Below are 17192 nucleotides of genomic sequence, written 5' to 3'. Positions count from 1 at the left end.
CGTGGCTAGTGGATTCTGTCCGCGAGCGCATTCTTGACGGCGGCCGAAGCGTGAAAGGCGCCCAGCACCGTGACGCTTTCGATCGTGGCGAGCGCAAGCTCCGGCGTGACGTCGGTGGCAATGCTGGCGAGTCCCAGCACCTGAATGGTGAGTCGCTGCCGCGCAGCGCGAAGCGCTTCCAGATCCTGCCTGGAAAAGTGCTGAAGTCCGAGCACAAGCGCACGGCGGGTAACCGTGACCTGGACCACCTGCGCATGAAGGGCAAGCTGGTTACGAATCGCTGTCCGGATCAGGTCGGTCCGGTTCGAATAAAAGCCTTCCTCGACGAGCAGATCGATTTGTCCGAGATCGACGGGGCCGAGGTTGATCGTGATTTTTTCCGATTCGCCGCCTTTGGGGCGAATCGTGTCGACTGCTGCGGGCTTCTTCATTTTTCCATCCATCCACCATCCATATGGATGGTTATAGGCTGGTTTTTGTCGCACCGCAACATCAACATTCAGGGCCGATACAGTTTCTGGGCAGTCAAGGGCTGATCATTGCGAGGCATCAATTCCGCAAGGCTTCAGTGCCATCTGCAAGGCGGGCACCGCTTATCGCGCAGCCCGCTTCGGCGCTTTCGGCTGCTGCTTCTGAGACTGCCAGCTGTCGTCGTCAAGCAATCGGTCAAACAGACGATTGATCATCGTTTGGGGCAGTGGCGCCAGTCCCAGCAATGAATTGAACGCGATGCCGCTTGCAGCGAAATAGCGAAGCAAGGAAAGCTCAAGGTCGCCCGATTCGCGCTGAAGCGCTTTCATCCTGTCTGCATCCGCCGCTTTAGAGTCGTCGAGCAGTTCCGGACTCTCGACCAACGCGGCCAGCACGGCCCGCGCGACCGAATGCGGCTGCTTGATGGACTCACGATAGACGGCTATATGCGCCGAAAGATTGGGTTCGGCTTTCTTCCCTGCTTCCTTCGCCAGGTAGTCGAGCCGGATCTGTTCGAACTGTTGCCGCTGATAATCAAGCAGCGCTGTCAGCACCCCGTGCTTGGTGCGGAACTGATGCAGCAGCCCACCCTTGCTCACGCCACTCTCGCGCGACAGCGAATCGAATGTAAGGCCACCCACGCCCTCTCGCGCAAGGATTGTGAATGCGGCTTCAATAGCCTTCTTGCGGGTCGTCTCGGAACGGGTCTGATTGTCCATTGATTAGTAAAGATGTCGTCGCATCAACCGGTCATGCCATCTGTTGCGAACCTGGCGGCGGCTGTAGCCGGCACCGCCAGCCGCTGAAATCCGAAGCAAACCGGGCGTTCATGCTGGTAAAGCCTGAATTGTACGCCCGAGTTTTCCTTAAAAACAAACCGGGTAGACGGTTTACATCTGAAAACGGCGATGCTACGCTTCGGCCACACATCGGGATTCACCCGACGTGACACGCTTCCAACACCTTCCATCGGCCTCCAGGGAACACGACATGTTCAAGCTCAGACTGACTCCGCTTTTCTTCGCCGGTGCAACCGCGCTGGCCTTAACGGCCTGTGCTGGCGTGCAGCCCGTTGCGTACTCAGGTATCGCCTCGTCGTCGCAACTGAAGCAGAACCGGGATGACGACTCCGCCAAAGTGCCGTACCGGTATGCGGCCCCCGTCGTCTGGTCGCGCTACAGCCAGGTGATCGTCGATCCCGTCGATGTCTATCGGGGCAATGACAACCAGTTCGGAGATGTGAAAGATGACGACAGGGCGATGCTCGCTGACTACATGGGCAAGACGTTCGCGTCGGAACTGTCGAAGCGTTTCGAAATCGCCGCACAGCCCTCGCCTGCCACCCTGCGCATCAAGCTCACGCTGACGGGCGCGGAACAAACCACGGCACTCGTAGGACAGGTGATGCACTTCGATATCGCCGGAAATCTCTATAACGGCGTGCAGGCCATCCGCGGCGGCAAGGGCGCGTTCAGCGGCTCGGTGTCGTATGCAGTCGAGGTGTACGACAGTTCCAATGGGCACCTGTTGAAGGCATATGTGACGAAGCAGTATCCGAACGCGATGAATCTGCCCGCTGCATTCGGATCGCTCAGCGCGGCCAAGACGGGGATCGACAAGGGTGCGGATGCCCTCGTCGCTCAACTGAAGTAATTCCATTTCTAATTCAATAGTGAAATAATAAGCGCACCTTTCTTGTGTTGAGGGATGTGCGATGGTTCGTCAAGCGAGTGGTGGTGAAGTTCTCGAAAGGGCGAAGCGGCTCGTGGTCGAGGCCAGGACGGTAGATGAATTGCGGCAGGCACAAGCAGTACTGTTACCGCTGGAATTCGGGCTGACGCTCGCGCAGACCGCGCAAGCGATTGGCGTGTCGGTCGGCTGGGCCTGTCAGTTGCGCCGGCGCTTCATCCTGGCGGGCGGGCTGCCTGAGGTCGACCGCCCCACGCCAGGTGGTCGCCGCCGGGAGAATATGACGCGAGAAGAAGAGGCGGCCTTTCTTGCGCCCTTCTTCGAGAAGGCCAGTGCGGGCGGCATCCTGGTGGTGGGCGAGATCAAGCAGGCGCTGGACGAACGACTTGGGCGCAAGGTTGCCCTGGCTTCCGCCTACAACCTGCTACACCGTCATGGCTGGCGCAAGCTGGCACCCGACAAGCGACACCCCCAGGCCGATGTGGCCGCCCAGGACGCCTGGAAAAAAAACTCCCCGACGTCATCCTCGAAATCGAGCGCGCGTGGCCGGGCCAAGGGGCGATCCGCCTGATGTTTCAGGACGAAGCGCGCTTCGGTCGCATCTCCGACACGCGGCGTTGCTGGTGCCCCAAACCCACTCGCCCGCTGTGTCAGGCGATGGTGACGCAGGAGTACACGTACGCTTATGCCGCCGTCTCCGTGACTGATGGCGCACTCGACTCGCTGATCCTGCCGCACGTCAATGGCGCCTGCATGCAGCTGTTTCTCGATGAGGTCTGCGCGCGTCATCCCGACGACCGAATCGTGATGGTCCTCGATGGCGCCGGGTGGCATCAGAGTGCTTCGCTCAGGCTGGCCCACAATCTGCGCCTGCTCACGCTCCCGCCGTACTCGCCTGAGCTCAATCCAGTTGAACATCTCTGGGACGATCTGCGGGAAAAGTCCTTTCACAACCGTGTCTTCGACAGCATCGACGCGCTCGAACACCATCTGTGTGACTCGCTTCGCGACCTTGAGCTGGACCATCAACGGGTTCGCTCCATCGTCGCGTGGCCTTGGATCATTAATTCACTGTTGAATTAGAAATAGAATAACACCCGGCGAGCCACATCGACATGCGCCACGCCGGAGAACGAGTGTTCGCCGCGCATCGAGGTGTCGACGCACAAAGCGATCCGTGGATGCCGGCGATCTCTCACAACCTGGCGGCTTCGCGATGATGCATGCCGTGGCCGACCTCGTCATGACGACACCGCCGCCGTTGATGGTCGTGATCGTATTCGCGGTCACCTACTTCGTGGTGGGACTACCGGTTCACTTCACGCGCGGTGCCGGCGATAGGGATGTGCTCGGGACGCTGGCGGGCGTGTTCGCTGCGCTTGTGTACATCGCGCTGGTCATCGACTCGCATGCGAACGTTCACTAGTCACGGCGATCGGGCAACGGTGAAGCGCCTCCGTCGCCGGTTCAAAGCGTGCGCAGCCATCGTTCGCCGGTTCGGCAGGCGGCTGTGCGACGTGGTCACTGGAACGCTCTGATGAACAGCCGGCGCCGGCCGTCGGCTGTATGGCTCATCCCTATCGCCGCGCTGCTCATCTGCGGCGCGCTACTCATTGCGTCCGTTGTGCAACGCGGACCTCACATCAGGATCAGCTTCACGAGCGCTGAGGGACTCGAAGCGGGAAAAAACGCGCGTGCGATACCGGGATGTGGAAATCGGCACGCTCACCGGCCTGCATCTCACCGCCGACCGCACACGGGTTCTTGTCGACGTGCAACTGGACGACTCCGCAAAAGCTTTTGCGGCATGTGATACGCAATACTGGGTGGTACGTCCGCGCATCGGCATGACAGGTATTTCCGGACTCACAACGGCCATTTCAGGATCGTATCTCGCTGCCGATATGGGGCGCAGGTCCAACGTTTGCAAAGACTTCGTGGGCCTGGAAATGCCGCCCTCCGTGACATCCGATCAGAAGGGAAAACGCTTTGTGCTTCACACAAGCTCTCTGGGGTCGCTGACACCTGGCTCGCCCGTCCTTTTCCGCCGCGTTCAGGCCGGTCAGGTTCTCGGATATTCGCTCTCGAAGGATGGCGCGGAGGTAGTTGTCGATGTCTTCGTCAACGCGCCTTATGACCAGTACGTCACCTCGAATACCCGCTGGTGGCACGCAAGCGGAATCGACTTGCGCTTTGATTCCAACGGGTTGCAACTGGACACCCAGTCGGTCGCGTCGATCCTCTCCGGAGGCGTCGCGTTCGATACCGTTGGCCCCGCAACGACGCAATTTCCGGCATCGGACGACATGTCGTTCGCACTTTCCGCAACACGGACGGAGGCCGGGCGAAAAGCGGAGGATGGTCCGGCCGCACGCGTACTCATGAGATTCGGACAGTCGTTGCGTGGCTTGTCGATCGGCGCACCGGTGGATTTCCACGGTGTTGAACTGGGTCAGGTCACGGCCATCGATGTCGACATTGATGTTCGAACCGCTAAAGTCGACATGGTCGCTACACTCGACCTTTACGCGTCGCGGCTCGGAAGACGCTACCGCGAAGCGCTCGGAAACGGCGACGGTGCCGAGGGCAGACGTCTGTTGCATCAACTGGTTGCTGACGGGCTACGCGGACAATTGCGTACGGGCAGTGTGTTGACCGGCCAGCGATACGTCGCACTCGACTTCTTTCCGCATGCTCGCGCGGTCAGAATCGATACACAGCGAACGCCTGTCGAACTGCCGACGGTACCCAATACACTCGAAGAACTTCAGGACCAGCTTGCCAGCATCGTGAAAAAACTCGACGATGTGCCTTTCGATGAGATCGGACGCAATCTCGACAGGGCTCTCCGGAACTCGGCGTCGCTGTTCCAGCAGGTCGATCGCGAACTGGTCCCCGAGACCCGGGCGGCGCTGGAAGCTGCGCAGCGTTCATTCGACGCGGCAAACGCTACCCTTGCGAAGGATTCTCCGCTTGAATCCGATGTCCATCAGGCACTGAACGAATTGCGTCGAACGCTTGCCAGTCTTGGATCACTGTCCGAGTATCTGCAACGGCATCCGGAGTCCCTTTTGTGGGGTAAGCCGGACCGCAACTGATTCAATCAGGTCAGGGAAGTTGCGACTGCGCGCGGCGCGAACAACGCGATGAGGGAGATTGCTGTCGTGAGGCTATTTGCCGTGGTTGCTGTCGTTTTCGGTCTGCTTGCTGCGCCAGCATTTGCTGCCAACGTCGGCTTTGCGGAAGTCAAGGTCGACAATGGCACAGAACCACCATTGACGGTTGGAATCTGGTATCCGACGAACGCTGCGGCAGTCGAGCAGACCGTCGGCAATGTCACGCAGACCGTCGCACGAGATGCGCCCATCGCAGGCCGCGGGTTGCCATTAGTCGTGATGTCCCACGGCGGCGGTGGCTGGTACGACAGCCATTACGACACTGCCATCGCGCTGGCCCACGCCGGCTTCGTGGCAGCGGCGGTGAGCCATGCGGGTGACACGTTCGACGATCAGAGCCGCGTTCTGGAGCTATGGCGTCGTCCCGTTCAACTGCACCGGTTGGTGGACTACATGCTCGACGAGTGGATCGATCATCAGCATCTGGACAAGGCGCGCGTCGGCGCATTCGGCTTCTCCAATGGCGGCTTCACCGTGCTCGTGATGGTCGGTGGCGTGCCGAACCTGTCCGAGATCGCTCCATATTGTCACGCCCACCCGGACCACGACCTGTGCAGCGCGTTGGCGCGGGCCAGCGTCGATCCCGACCAGGGCGCGGCTGTGCCGGCCAGCGTGTGGGTGCGAGACTCTCGAATCAAGGCCGCCGTGATTGCCGCTCCCGCTTTCGGATTTGCGTTTGGACGCGCGGGCTTGAGCGGCGTGCGCGTCCCCGTCCAACTGTGGCGAGCCGCCGATGACCGTCATCAGCCGGACCCATACTATGAAGAGGCGGTGCGCGCTGACCTGCCCGATCCGCCGGAGTATCACGTTATCGCGAACGCAGGACACTACGACTTTCTGCCGCCCTGCGACGCGCGCCTTGCTCGCAAAATGCCCGCCCTTTGCAATAGCTTGCCGGGCTTCGATCGCGCTGCTTTCCACGAGCAGTTCAATGCAGATGTGGTCGATTTCTTCCTTAAGGAGTTGCGCTGAGTCTTCCTGTTGGCCCTATGTAAAGCAGTTGGTCTCTCTTCGTTTGCTTCCCAGTGTGCGCTGCTCGCAAGTGCCGCTTACACGGGGCTATCGAACACGTTACGCAAGCACAGCGATGCGTACAACGAGAGCAATACCTACACGCGCGACGCCACCGCGACGATCCTGGTCAGCACGATTCTCGGCGTCATCACCGAGGGACTGCTGATCGCGCATTTTTTCTGACGATGCAGACGGCGGCTTTGGCTTCCAACCGTGCGATCAGTCGATCTCAACCTCCGCTTCACATTCGACGGGCACCCCAAAAGGCAACGCCATGCCGACTGCGGAGCGCGCGTGTGTCCCGATGTCTGGGCCAAATAGCTCAAGAATAAGATCCGAGAAGCCATTTGCGATACGTGGCATCTGGTCGAAGCCAGGCGCGACATTGATCATTGCCAGAACGCGCAGCCATGCTGTAATACGATCCAGGTCGCCCAGCGCTCGCTGGAGACTCGCCAAATGAGCAAGCGCCACGCGGCGCGCAGCAAAATAACCTTCGTCTCGCGAGACTTCGGCGCCGACTTTGCCAATGGGTTGTGCGATTGTGCCGTCCGCGCTCAGCGGCACATGTCCTGAGACGAATGCCCGCTTGCCGCTCACGCGTACCCATGCAAAGGGCAATGACATCTGGACATTGGCCGGCATTTGTAGTGGCTGCGGCAATATCAATCCCATTTCCGCCAACTTCGCTTCGATTTTGGCCATCGCCGTCTCCTAAGGTCGTAAAGAGCACGTTAGGTGCTGACGGCCGGTTCTTCAAGCCCAAGCGTTGTTCGTACCGCCGAAGGCATCAGCCATTAAGCTGAACCCCGCAACGCCTCCACGATCCCCGCCGCTGCACGCGCTGCCACCTCACACCCGAGTACGATATGCGCCTCGGCGGTATCCTCGATGAAATCGTGACTGACGCCGCCGATGCTCGGCACGAAAAGCATGCAAGCGGGAATGTGATGCGCGATCACCTGCGCATCGTGGGACGCACCGCTCGGCATGCGAATCCACTGACCCGGCGCGACTGCCTCGGCCGCTTGCGCAATATGCTGCTGCAACGCCGTATCCATCACGACAGGCTCCTCTGGACCATCGCAAGGTATCAGTTCAACCTGCACGGCATGCTGCACATTCCACTCATCCACTAGCGCAGCAAGCGCGCTTTCCATCGCATGCAGCCGCTCGGGCTTACCGTCACGGAACTGCAAGTACATATCGGCCTTGCCCGGCACCACACTGAACGAACCCGGATCGAGATCGATCCGGCCGACAGTCCACACCGTATCCGCGTCCGCCAGCCGGCCAAACACAGCGTCAATACGCGCGATGAACGCAACCAGCGCCGCGCCCGCATCCCGTCGGATGGAAATCGGCGTCGTGCCCGCGTGATTCCGCTGCCCGGTGAAGCGCAACTGAAACTCGCGGATGCCGACAATCGTCGTCACCACGCCGATCGACTTCCCGGATGCTTCCAGCCGGCCGCCCTGCTCGATATGCGGTTCGAGATACGCGCGTTGCCTCGCGCGATCGAGCACCACGCGCGGCACATTTGCCACGCCCGCCTGTGTGAGCGCATCGCCGAGCAACACGCCGTCACGATTGCGCGCGTGCTGTAGCGACGCATCGATCGCATCGCCGACGAAACTGCGACTGCCAAGAAAACTCGAAAACGTGCCCTCTTCGTCGATCCACGATCCAACATCTACCGCGAAGTCGCGGGTCGCAGCGCATTCGTCAAGGGCGCGTGCGATTTCGAGGCCATAAATCACGCCGAGCGCGCCATCCAGCCAGCCGCCAGTCGGCTGCGTATCGGTGTGCGAGCCGATAACCAGCGCCGGGCCGGACTTGCGCGAGCGCCCGAACACCGTCCCGACGCCATCGATCGTTGCATCCAGCCCGGCATCCGTCATGCGCCCCGCGAGCCAGCGACGCGCCGCCATATCGACCGGTGAGAGCGACAGGCGCACCACGCCGGGTCCATTGGCGCCAAAGCTGCGCAAGGTCTTGAGATCGTCGAGCAGGCGAACGGGATTGATGCGCGGGAAGTCGTGCACGCGAGTCCTCCGAAACATGAGTCGGTGAGCAAAGCACGATTTTCGCATCAACCGAATGAACTCGTGGCAGATGATGTCCTCACGCGCGGGCCACTAGCGTTCGCATGCGTTAGCGTGAGTACGTGTCAGAAGAGGTGATGCACGCCGATGCGAAACGCCGTCTGGTTCGGACTGTTGGCCGCACGATCTGCGTCTGCATTGTTGAGTCATCGCCCTGAACGGCGGCCACGCCGGCGCCTCTTTTGCCGGCACAACAGTTTTGCCCGTCGGGAATAAATCGCCAATGACTGCGGTATTGCCTCGTGCGTTCACAACTTTGCGGGCCTTCGCCCACTGGGCGAGAGCCGCCGGTCCAGGCGAATCGTGAGTGTCCTTGGCTCGTTCGACAGACGCGCGCACACAGACCCAACAACAATGCTTTCCAGTTATCCACCTTAATCTCGCTCTGGTGGATACCTACACTGCATTCAACGGATCGCAAACGGGATTGTTTGAAGACCGAACCAAATACTGGAGGTAACTATCATGAAGTCTCTGATCCAAGCCGTTGTTATTGCCGCTGCCCTTGCTGCCCCCGTAGCCGCATTCGCGCAGTCGAACCAACCCATCACCCGTGCACAGGTACGCGCCGAACTCGTTCAACTCGAGAAGGCTGGGTATCATCCCGGCGATGGCGACAACACCACTTATCCGGAAGAGATTCAGGCAGCCGAAGCGAAGGTCGCTGCGCAGAACAATGCGACAGGCATCGGTGGCGTCACGAGCGGATCGTTCGGCGCGGGACACGCGGCCGTCTCGAAGGCGGACTGGGACGCGATGTACAACCGTCCGTAACATGCACGCGAGCTGATAAGGAAACGGGCCTGCCGTCGTTGCCGAACTGATAGCAAGCCCGAGTTGTTCTAAATCACCTCCGCCGTCGAGGTCCCTCTCGACGGCTTCGCACAGACCTCAAAGGTCTGTGCGCCTTTTTTGACTCGCTGAGACCCGATCAGAACCGTGCGCGCATCACCCCGAAAGCTTGCGTGAGCACCATCAGAACGGGCTGATCCCTGACATCCCCCCGTCTACTGCCAGATCGGCGCCCGTCATATACCGCGATGCATCCGACGCGAGAAAGAGGATGGCCGCCGCAATTTCATCGGGCTTGGCAGGCCGCTTCATCGGAATGACATTCGACCATTGCAGCAGTTGCGCCTTGGATATTCCCAATGTATCGAAGATCGGCGTATCCGCAACGCCGGGTGAAATGCTGTTGACACGTATATCGTGCTCGACGAACTCGGCAGCAAAGCTCTTGGCGAGCGAAACCACCGCCGCTTTCGACGCACAATACGCGGAGAAATTTTTCGTGCCCTGATTGGCCGCAAGCGACGCAACAAGGATGATCGATGCAGGTCGAGCGAGAAACGGCAGCGACTCGCGTACCGTCGCGTAGACTGCGCCGACATTGACGTTGAGCACGTCGGAGAATTCCTCCCATGAAGTCTCGCGCACGGGTGTTTGCCGGGAAATACCGGCATTCGCGACCACCACGTTTACATCGCGTTGAAAATGGCCAACTGCGCTCTCGTATAGCCTTTGCATGTCTTTCGGGCTTGCGGCATCTGCGACGACAGCCAAAGCGTTTTCGCCGAGCTTCTTCGCAGCCTGACCCAGTTTGTCAGCATTACGCCCGCTGATCACGACGCGCGCGCCCTCGGATATGAATCGTTCGGCAGTTGCGAAGCCAATGCCACTGCTGCCGCCTGTCACCACAGCCAAAGCATGCTTGAGTAGCATCGCCTCATCCTCGCAAATTGACGACTAGTGCGCGGCCCGCCTGAATCGCGCGCGTCGTGTGGCCTTTACCGTGCAAATCACCTGCAATGAAAACAGCGCCCGCCGCGAAGCGCTGCGCAGTCTCACTGCTTGCCACGACAATTTCGAGCTCCCCTGCGAGCACAACCACATATTGCCTGGACGGTGGATTGTGCCAACCAAGGAAATAGTCGCTGTTGAACTCGTGCAGAAGTACGCTCTCGCATGCTTGCGGCGAAGACAACGACACCGTAATGCCTTTGAAATACACTGGGCTAACCTCAAAAGCCTCGATGTGCCTGAATAGCGAGTGTCCGTCGCCGCCGGTGTAGATCTCGATGCATTCCATCGTTTCTCCTTTTGCTATGAAACGAACGCATGTGGACGACCCGGCAATACCCGCATGAATCCCATCAAAGTCCAGGATGCAGCCGTCGGTCACGATGTCCTCGATACTGCTCTTCGACAACCATTCAACCAGTCAGCACAACCTTGCTCAAGATGCGCGTCAGTTCACCAAAGTCCGATCGTGTTTCAAGACTCAAAATGAAGTCGAGGATCGCATCGTCGGTGCGCTCGTCTACGACACCGGCGACGATGCTGCGATGCTTGGCGATCACCTCGTCGAGGCACAGCGGATTCCGTGGATCGCCCTTGGCATACTGGGTGGCAGCAACGAGCGTGCGACCGTCGGCGAGTCTGACTTCGACACGTGCAGGCCATGCCTGCGGATACTGTGCGTCCAGCACCGGATCGACGTGGCACGTCACCTTATCCATCAGGCGCTCGATCGCGGGGTTGGCGAATGCTGCCGGCGTGAAATCCACGAAAGAGACGCGTCTCTTGACAAGGCCGAGGGCGACGTTGAACGGCACGCTGAACTGCGCGTCAATCATCAGCTTGGGGCGGCGCTTCTGCTCGATTGGTTCGCATACCAGCGGTATTGCCGCCTGCACCGTATAAACGACGATGCTTTCGATCGCTTCAAGAGGAAGGTCCGCCCGCACGGCAAGCTGCAGCACGGAATCGTTGATCGACTGGATATAGTAGTTGCAGGGGTAGTACTTCATCGCCGTCTGCGCAATGGCAAGCCTCTCACCTTCGCCCACCGACAGCGCCTGCAGCAACGGATCGCCGGAATAAGCATGCAGGTAGCCGTATTTGCCTTCGATGGAGGTAGGCGGCGCCGTGATCCCGTACTGCGCCAGTTCCGCGGCGACCATGCCCGCATGCGAGGCCCAGCCGCCGTGAAAGCGCTTCGTCCAGGCCCCGTCGGTGACGAATTCGAGCAACCCCGCCGCCTGGCTACATGCAACCCCGAGTGCATTCGTAGCCTGCGTCGAATCCAGCCCGAGGAGCGTGGCGGCGGTAGCGGCCGCGCCGAGCGCGCCCGTGGTGCCCGTAGGATGGAAGCCGCGTGCGTTCGTCACTGCCGGCTTAAGGGCGGCGGCGACACGGCAGGCAACCTCAAATCCAGCGACGACGGCAGTGATGAAGCGTTTTCCGCTGGCGCCCCGCTCTTCCGCTAACGCCAGTGCCGGGGAAAAGACGAACGACTCGTTATGGATCGAGCCTGGAAGAAATGTGTCATCCAGTTCCATGCTGTGCGCGGCCATTCCGTTGGCCAATGCGGCCCAGGCCGCGTGTACCGTGTCGGGGCGGCCGAGCAGCGTTGCGCCACCCGGGATCGGCCGCGCAGCAGCCATCATGCGAACGGGTCGGCTCGAATCCAGAGTCGAACCGTGCAGCGCGATGGCAATGTAGTCGATGAAGAAATGCTTGGCGCGCTCGACCACGACGGGTGGCAGCGCGTCATATTCGAGGCCGGCGCAGAAACGGCCGAATGTCTGCGCCGCGGTTGGCTGCACGTTGGGGTCGTGCGTTGGCGTGACCATGAACGATTACCTCCCAGTACCGCCTCGCGCGGACTATTCGGGACATAGCAACGAGTCAATGTTGCATTATAGCTAGTGCCTGATCGGGGATCGGGTTGCCGCCGGTTTATTTAAGGCAATCTTCCGATCGTCGCTTCCGTCAAATTATTGCGGCTTTGCCGGGCCGGCGCAGTCAAAGTCCGCCACTCTGCACTATCATGGTGGGCTCAGGAGGGCGCACATGTGGAGTCTGCGAATCCACCCCGCACGACGCTCGTCGTGCACGAATCAGGCCGTCATAGCCAACATGCGAAACGCGCGATACGGCAAAGGCCGGTTGCTGATCGTCACGGCGTTCGCGTTGTCCGCGTCTGTATTCATCAACGGCTGTCATTCGACGGCGACGTCGACTGCGACTGCGACCGCACCGGGGCAGATCGCCACTGACGACGCTGCGCTCGCCGCCCGGGTGAAGCAGGCGCTCGTCGCGGACTCGGGGCTGAGATCGTTGCCGATCAGCGTCGCGACGTATCGAGGCGTCGTGCAGTTGTCGGGCTACGTGGATTCAGAAGTACAGATTCAGAGCGCGCTTGCCGTGGCGCGAGGCGTCCCGGGGGCGCAATCCGTGAGCAACGATCTGCACCTCAGGCCGCAATGACGCACCTTGGCCGGAAAACACCAGCCGCCCGCGATCGATCCTGAGCGGCGGGTGGAACGTATCCGAAGCGGACGTGCAGATCACCGACCATGCAGTGATCAACCGCCCCCGACTTGTGCCTGGTCCGGCGTGGTTCCGACCAGGCGTTGGCCTTCTTTGCTGTCCTCGACTCTCCAGCCTCGCGCGCTTAACGCTGCCCGTATGTGATCGGCTCTTTCCCAATCCTTTCCAGATCGAGCACGCTCACGTTCGCTGAGTAATACGCGAACGTCCTCCGGAATATCCGACACGACAGGTCTCCATTCGTGCAAACCGAGACCAAGTACCGTATCAAAGCTGTCCACGGTTGCTCTCAGAGTCGCGGGTGGCAGGTGACTCCTGGTGAGATCCCAAAGTACGGCAAGTGCCCTCGGCAGATTCAGGTCCTCGTTCACCTCAGCGTCGAAGCGGACGGCGAATTCCGGATGGACACTGCCGGCCTCCGGCCAGGTCGAATAGAGATGGCGCAGCCGGTTCAATGCCGTCTGAGCGCCATCGAGAGACGCCCAGCTGAAGCGCAATTTGCTCCGGTAATGGGCTGTCAGGCACAGATAACGGTAGGCGAGCGGATCGATGCTTCGACTTTGCAAGGTCTGAAGACGAATGAAATCCCCGCTCGACTTTGACATCTTCGTGTTCATATCGAGCGTCAGAAAGTGTCCGTGCATCCAGAAGTTCGCAAGGCGTGTGCCGTATGCCGCTTCCGTCTGCGCAATCTCGTTGTTGTGATGCACGGCGATATGGTCCTCGCCGCCGCAATGGATATCAAACCATGTGCCGAGGCATTTCGCGGACATGGCCGAGCACTCGATATGCCAACCAGGAAAGCCGCGACCCCATGGGCTCTCCCACTCCATCTGCCGCCTGACGTCGGTGGGACTGAATTTCCACAAGGCAAAGTCCGTGAGGTTCTTCTTCGCGCCGAGCGCGACCCGCTTCCCCGCGTGCAAACCTGCGTGGTCTAGCCGCGCGAGATAGCCGTAATCGTCCTGCTTACTGGTGTCGAAGTAGAGACCGTCATCCGTCCGGTACACGTAGCCGGCTCGTTCCAGCTCGCCAATGAACGCGATCTGTTCGGCGATGTGATCGGTTGCACGGCACCAGACCGTCGGCTCCAGCAGGTGGAGGGCGTGCCAGTCCGCGATGAAGGCGTCGGTGTAGCGTCGGGCAATGGCCCACGCTGATTGCCCGGTGCGCTGGCTGCCTCTCTCCATCTTGTCTTCGCCTTCGTCCGCATCAGAAGTCAGATGGCCGACGTCGGAGATATTGACGACGTGCCGGACCTCGAAACCGTTACGCATCAGTACGCGGCGCAGGATGTCCTCGAACACGTAAGTCCTGAGATTGCCGATATGCGCATGGTCATAGACGGTGGGTCCGCAGCAATACATGCCGACCCGACCGGCGTGGATTGGCGTGAACGGGCGCACGGTACGCGACCAGGTGTCATATAGCGCAAGCGGCATCGAGTCTCTCCATCCCCAAAGGTACAGGCCCAAAAACAGAAAGGCCGCCGGTTTTGCAACGGGCGGCCAGAAGGCGTTGGCTTCAACGTATAGCTAGATTGCTAGACGCAGCTTCCCCCCGGCATGTTCTGACAACATGCACGGATCAGCGAAGCGAGGAGTTTGGCGTGACTAGACATGACAGGAATCGTAACGTCTGTTGGCTGCGCAGGTCAATACCGTCGAATGGCTGCTCCCGGTGACGACTTGCGAACGACCGATCATTGGAATTCACGGCGTTGGACGGCTCCTGGATTCGCGGCGATCATTATCGTTCGGATACCTATCGATTAAATTATCGATCCCCATTTTCTGGGCTTTGCCGGTGCAGGTGGGAGGCGAATGGAGACGGTGCGCTTCGACCGCCGTACCGCCGCGCTACGGATGTATTGGTGCCAGATGGCGCGCATGCAGTGGAGGTGTATAACGCAGCGCCGCTATTCAGCGCCGGCATAAAAGCGATGTTGGTCGCGATCGTCAAATCAGCGAAAAGAGGCCAGAAAAAAGGCCTGTTCGTGATGTAAAGCACGCAAATAGTCGATAGAATTTCGTTATGTTCCGTCACGCGTCCGATACCTGTCGGATCGCTTTCTCACATCGGATTTCCGGTTAATTCAGCATGACACGGCTTGCACGGCACTACGTCCCAGAACAACCGCAGCACGTTATCTTGCAGGGGCTCACGGGGCCCGCATTCCTGGACGAAGGAGACTACCTGTACTTCCTCGCCTGCCTGGCAGACGCAGCGCGCGTCGCCGATCTGGCAGTCCACGCGTGGGTACTCATGCCTGACGCAGTACAGTTCCTCGTCACGCCTTCGTACGAGTCGAGCGTGGCCATGGCGATGCAGGCGGTCTGCCGTCGCTACGTCGAGACCTTCAACCGCCGCCATGGACGCCGCGGTACCATGTGGCGTGGCAACTACTGTGCAACAGTGATCGAGCCCGACCGGTATTTTCTGTTCGCGAGCCAGGTCATCGATCATGCGCCGGTGCGCAACCGCCTTGTGGCAGAGCCGGGAAAGTACCCGTGGTCGAGCTACACGCATCACATCGGGCTGCGTGCCGATAGCTTCATCAAGGACCATCCGCTCTATCGGGCGCTCGGCAACACGCCGTTCGAGCGCCACGAGGCTTACCGCGATTTGAGCGCACAGCCCCTCGACGAACTCGAGGTCGATAACCTGATGCAGTCGACGCTCAAGGGCTGGGTGCTCGGCAGCGCCGCGTATTGCGAGTGGGCGGCGCAGACAGCCAACCGGCGTTTGATGCCCCTGCTGCTACGCGACCGCCCGCCTAGCGTTCGCACGACACGCGGTCGAGCACACGTGGGCTAATCAAAAGAACAACAAGCAGGTAAGACTTGCTTGTTTGAGAGGTGCTACGTCGGGTCAGAGCGTTTCAAGCCGCATGGCCGGTGTCGCGATGTCACCCTGCCCGTCGCGTTCATTTTCGAATGCGGTGGGTGCGCTGGAATGGGCGGTCAGGTCGTGAGTTCAGCGCTGTTCTGCACATCGGTCGCGCGTCCCGGCCTGACATGGTGATGCTGGATCTGCGCGGCCTCTGCGCGTGACCGCATTGCCGGTTCCACTTCCTGGGCGTGGGCCGCGTTCAATGGGGTTCAGCCGTCGCGAATGACGATCGCTATTCAGAGCCGGTGGTGCTGGCGCGAGGCTCGACGAACACCGCACAAGAGCGGATTGTGGGAGTGAAGCGCGAGCGCGAAACAGACGGCCGAACATGTACAGCGCGTGCAAGCCGCTCCAACTAGCGAGGCTGTTCGATAAACGCTTCGAACGCCGCCGCGTAGTCCGCATGCCAACGAGACAAGGCGGGCCTGTTTTCTACGATATCCCCTATCGCCCATAACATGCGGCGCTCGTCGAGCGAACGCGGTACGTCGTTATCCGGACACAGGATATAGAAGTCGCCAGCGCTGAGGCGCTCGAGCATGAACTCGACCGTTTGCTCGGGTGTCCATGCCGCAGCGGGCTTTTCCGTCCGGCCTTTGCGAGTCAACTCCGTGAACACGAAACCGGGAATGAGCAAGTGTGCGCTTATGTTGCACCCGGGGGTGTTACGGAGTTCGTGTTGGAGCGCCTCCGTGAACGCCTTCAATCCGGCTTTCGACACGTTATAGGCCGGGTCCCCTGGCGGTGTCGTAATGCCTTGCTTTGAACCCGTATTGATGACAAGCCCTGGGCGACCGCGCGTGATCATGTCGGGTACGAAAACCTGCGTGCCGTGAATTGGGCCCCACAAATTCACGCCCAGCACGCGCGTCCAGTTCTCGTCGGGACCGAACATACCGCTGCCCGGTTGAACGCCGGCGTTGTTCATCAAGACGTCGGTGCCGCCAAATCTTTCGACAACGGCTGAGTGCAGACGACGGACATCGTCAATGGCACTGACATCGGTTTCGAGTCCAAAGACGTCCCGCGCGCCGCTCGCGCTCAACCTGGCGACTTCTTCCACGGCATACGCAATTCGATCGGCATCGCGGTCTGCAATGCAGATACGAAGTCCAAGCTCGGCAAACCGCTTTGCCGCAGCCAGGCCGATACCGGCCGCGCCACCCGTGATGACGGCAACGGCTCCCTTGGAAAGAGCAGAATGAGACATGTGTGGAATTCCTTGATGAGTCCCGGCGCGCTTGCACAGCTACCGCAGCTATGCCGATGCGGTTAGATAGCATGGAACGAGAGTAGCACCATTTACTACGCCAGCACGCATGCCACGTATTCGTGCAATCAAGGTACTCCATATCAGGCGAGACTATTGAGCAACGCGAAACCTGTCTTTTCCATGCGCGTCTTTAAACATCAGTCGCGATAGTGAATACTCCCGTCGACGCGATGCCGCATTCACGGGCAGGCTATGACATGAGTAAGCTGTCTTTTCCGCAAAACCATCTGTGACGCT

Annotated in this window: 19 protein-coding genes; 10 read left to right on the top strand and 9 right to left on the bottom strand. The window is 60.1% G+C overall.

What is annotated here, in order from left to right; translation table 11 throughout:
* Nucleotides 1–5: 5 nt before the first annotated feature.
* Together H1204_RS39060 and H1204_RS39055 are read right to left on the bottom strand one after the other, a co-directional pair.
* Nucleotides 6–431, bottom strand: coding sequence for a CopG family transcriptional regulator (locus tag H1204_RS39060; RefSeq protein ID WP_180733998.1), 426 nt, complete (start codon nucleotides 429–431; stop codon nucleotides 6–8).
* 162 nt (nucleotides 432–593) lie between these two features.
* A complete protein-coding gene (locus tag H1204_RS39055; RefSeq protein ID WP_180733997.1) occupies nucleotides 594–1190 on the bottom strand; it encodes a TetR/AcrR family transcriptional regulator in 597 nt (198 codons plus the stop codon).
* Nucleotides 1191–1461: 271 nt separating this feature from the next.
* Here H1204_RS39055 and H1204_RS39050 point away from each other — a divergent pair, with 271 nt between their 5' ends.
* The 7 genes from H1204_RS39050 (at nucleotide 1462) to H1204_RS39020 (ending at nucleotide 6533) form a co-directional block, all read left to right on the top strand.
* Nucleotides 1462–2124, top strand: coding sequence for a DUF3313 domain-containing protein (locus H1204_RS39050; RefSeq protein ID WP_180733996.1), 663 nt, complete (start codon nucleotides 1462–1464; stop codon nucleotides 2122–2124).
* A gap of 61 nt (nucleotides 2125–2185) precedes the next feature.
* A complete protein-coding gene (locus tag H1204_RS39045) occupies nucleotides 2186–2731 on the top strand; it encodes a winged helix-turn-helix domain-containing protein (RefSeq protein WP_243468474.1) in 546 nt (181 codons plus the stop codon).
* Nucleotides 2659–3243: an IS630 family transposase gene (locus H1204_RS51925; protein ID WP_243468616.1), complete on the top strand. Its 585-nt coding sequence runs from the start codon at nucleotides 2659–2661 to the stop codon at nucleotides 3241–3243. The genes H1204_RS39045 and H1204_RS51925 overlap by 73 nt, the downstream gene beginning before the upstream one ends.
* A 94-nt stretch (nucleotides 3244–3337) precedes the next feature.
* The gene (locus tag H1204_RS39035) at nucleotides 3338–3586 is read left to right on the top strand and encodes a hypothetical protein (protein ID WP_180733995.1); all 249 of its coding nucleotides are present in this window, start codon (nucleotides 3338–3340) and stop codon (nucleotides 3584–3586) included.
* Between the two features lie 283 nt (nucleotides 3587–3869).
* Nucleotides 3870–5258 (top strand): MlaD family protein, encoded by a 1389-nt coding sequence (locus tag H1204_RS39030; protein ID WP_243468864.1) that lies wholly within the window; start codon nucleotides 3870–3872, stop codon nucleotides 5256–5258.
* A gap of 48 nt (nucleotides 5259–5306) precedes the next feature.
* On the top strand, nucleotides 5307–6308 hold the full coding sequence (locus H1204_RS39025) for a dienelactone hydrolase (protein ID WP_180733994.1): 1002 nt from the start codon (nucleotides 5307–5309) through the stop codon (nucleotides 6306–6308).
* Nucleotides 6309–6317: 9 nt separating this feature from the next.
* Nucleotides 6318–6533, top strand: a complete 216-nt coding sequence (locus tag H1204_RS39020) for a hypothetical protein (RefSeq protein WP_180733993.1) — start codon at nucleotides 6318–6320, stop codon at nucleotides 6531–6533.
* Nucleotides 6534–6569: 36 nt separating this feature from the next.
* On the opposite strand, the gene H1204_RS39015 is transcribed toward H1204_RS39020, so the two are convergent.
* Together H1204_RS39015 and H1204_RS39010 are read right to left on the bottom strand one after the other, a co-directional pair.
* The gene (locus H1204_RS39015) at nucleotides 6570–7055 is read right to left on the bottom strand and encodes a RidA family protein (protein ID WP_180733992.1); all 486 of its coding nucleotides are present in this window, start codon (nucleotides 7053–7055) and stop codon (nucleotides 6570–6572) included.
* Between the two features lie 92 nt (nucleotides 7056–7147).
* Nucleotides 7148–8395 (bottom strand): Zn-dependent hydrolase, encoded by a 1248-nt coding sequence (locus H1204_RS39010; protein WP_180733991.1) that lies wholly within the window; start codon nucleotides 8393–8395, stop codon nucleotides 7148–7150.
* Between the two features lie 525 nt (nucleotides 8396–8920).
* On the opposite strand from H1204_RS39010, the gene H1204_RS39005 reads away from it, so the two are divergent.
* Nucleotides 8921–9229, top strand: coding sequence for a DUF4148 domain-containing protein (locus H1204_RS39005; protein ID WP_180733990.1), 309 nt, complete (start codon nucleotides 8921–8923; stop codon nucleotides 9227–9229).
* Between the two features lie 201 nt (nucleotides 9230–9430).
* Here the strand turns inward: H1204_RS39005 and H1204_RS39000 are convergent, their stop codons facing one another.
* The 3 genes from H1204_RS39000 to H1204_RS38990 are packed head-to-tail and all read right to left on the bottom strand — an operon-like array spanning nucleotide 9431 to nucleotide 12090.
* The gene (locus H1204_RS39000) at nucleotides 9431–10177 is read right to left on the bottom strand and encodes a glucose 1-dehydrogenase (RefSeq protein ID WP_180733989.1); all 747 of its coding nucleotides are present in this window, start codon (nucleotides 10175–10177) and stop codon (nucleotides 9431–9433) included.
* A gap of 4 nt (nucleotides 10178–10181) precedes the next feature.
* Nucleotides 10182–10637 (bottom strand): hypothetical protein, encoded by a 456-nt coding sequence (locus tag H1204_RS38995; protein WP_243468863.1) that lies wholly within the window; start codon nucleotides 10635–10637, stop codon nucleotides 10182–10184.
* Between the two features lie 31 nt (nucleotides 10638–10668).
* The gene (locus tag H1204_RS38990; RefSeq protein WP_180733988.1) at nucleotides 10669–12090 is read right to left on the bottom strand and encodes an MmgE/PrpD family protein; all 1422 of its coding nucleotides are present in this window, start codon (nucleotides 12088–12090) and stop codon (nucleotides 10669–10671) included.
* A 286-nt stretch (nucleotides 12091–12376) separates the two neighbouring features.
* Between H1204_RS38990 and H1204_RS38985 the strand changes: the two genes are divergently transcribed.
* The gene (locus H1204_RS38985; RefSeq protein ID WP_180735192.1) at nucleotides 12377–12727 is read left to right on the top strand and encodes a BON domain-containing protein; all 351 of its coding nucleotides are present in this window, start codon (nucleotides 12377–12379) and stop codon (nucleotides 12725–12727) included.
* A 98-nt stretch (nucleotides 12728–12825) separates the two neighbouring features.
* Here the strand turns inward: H1204_RS38985 and cysS are convergent, their stop codons facing one another.
* Entirely contained in the window at nucleotides 12826–14232 is a 1407-nt protein-coding gene (cysS, locus tag H1204_RS38980) for a cysteine--tRNA ligase (protein WP_180733987.1), read from the bottom strand.
* 658 nt (nucleotides 14233–14890) lie between these two features.
* Here cysS and H1204_RS38975 point away from each other — a divergent pair.
* Nucleotides 14891–15607 carry a transposase gene (locus H1204_RS38975; RefSeq protein WP_180733986.1) on the top strand — a complete coding sequence of 239 codons (717 nt, stop codon included), beginning with the start codon at nucleotides 14891–14893 and terminating at the stop codon, nucleotides 15605–15607.
* Between the two features lie 430 nt (nucleotides 15608–16037).
* Here H1204_RS38975 and H1204_RS38970 read toward each other — a convergent pair whose 3' ends face one another.
* Nucleotides 16038–16892 carry an SDR family NAD(P)-dependent oxidoreductase gene (locus H1204_RS38970; RefSeq protein WP_180733985.1) on the bottom strand — a complete coding sequence of 285 codons (855 nt, stop codon included), beginning with the start codon at nucleotides 16890–16892 and terminating at the stop codon, nucleotides 16038–16040.
* Nucleotides 16893–17192 lie beyond the last annotated feature (300 nt).

It is taken from the genome of Paraburkholderia sp. PGU19 (genome assembly GCF_013426915.1).
Taxonomy (GTDB): domain Bacteria; phylum Pseudomonadota; class Gammaproteobacteria; order Burkholderiales; family Burkholderiaceae; genus Paraburkholderia.
Note: the sequence above shows the minus strand (reverse complement) of the source record. Positions and strands in the feature narration are given on the sequence as shown.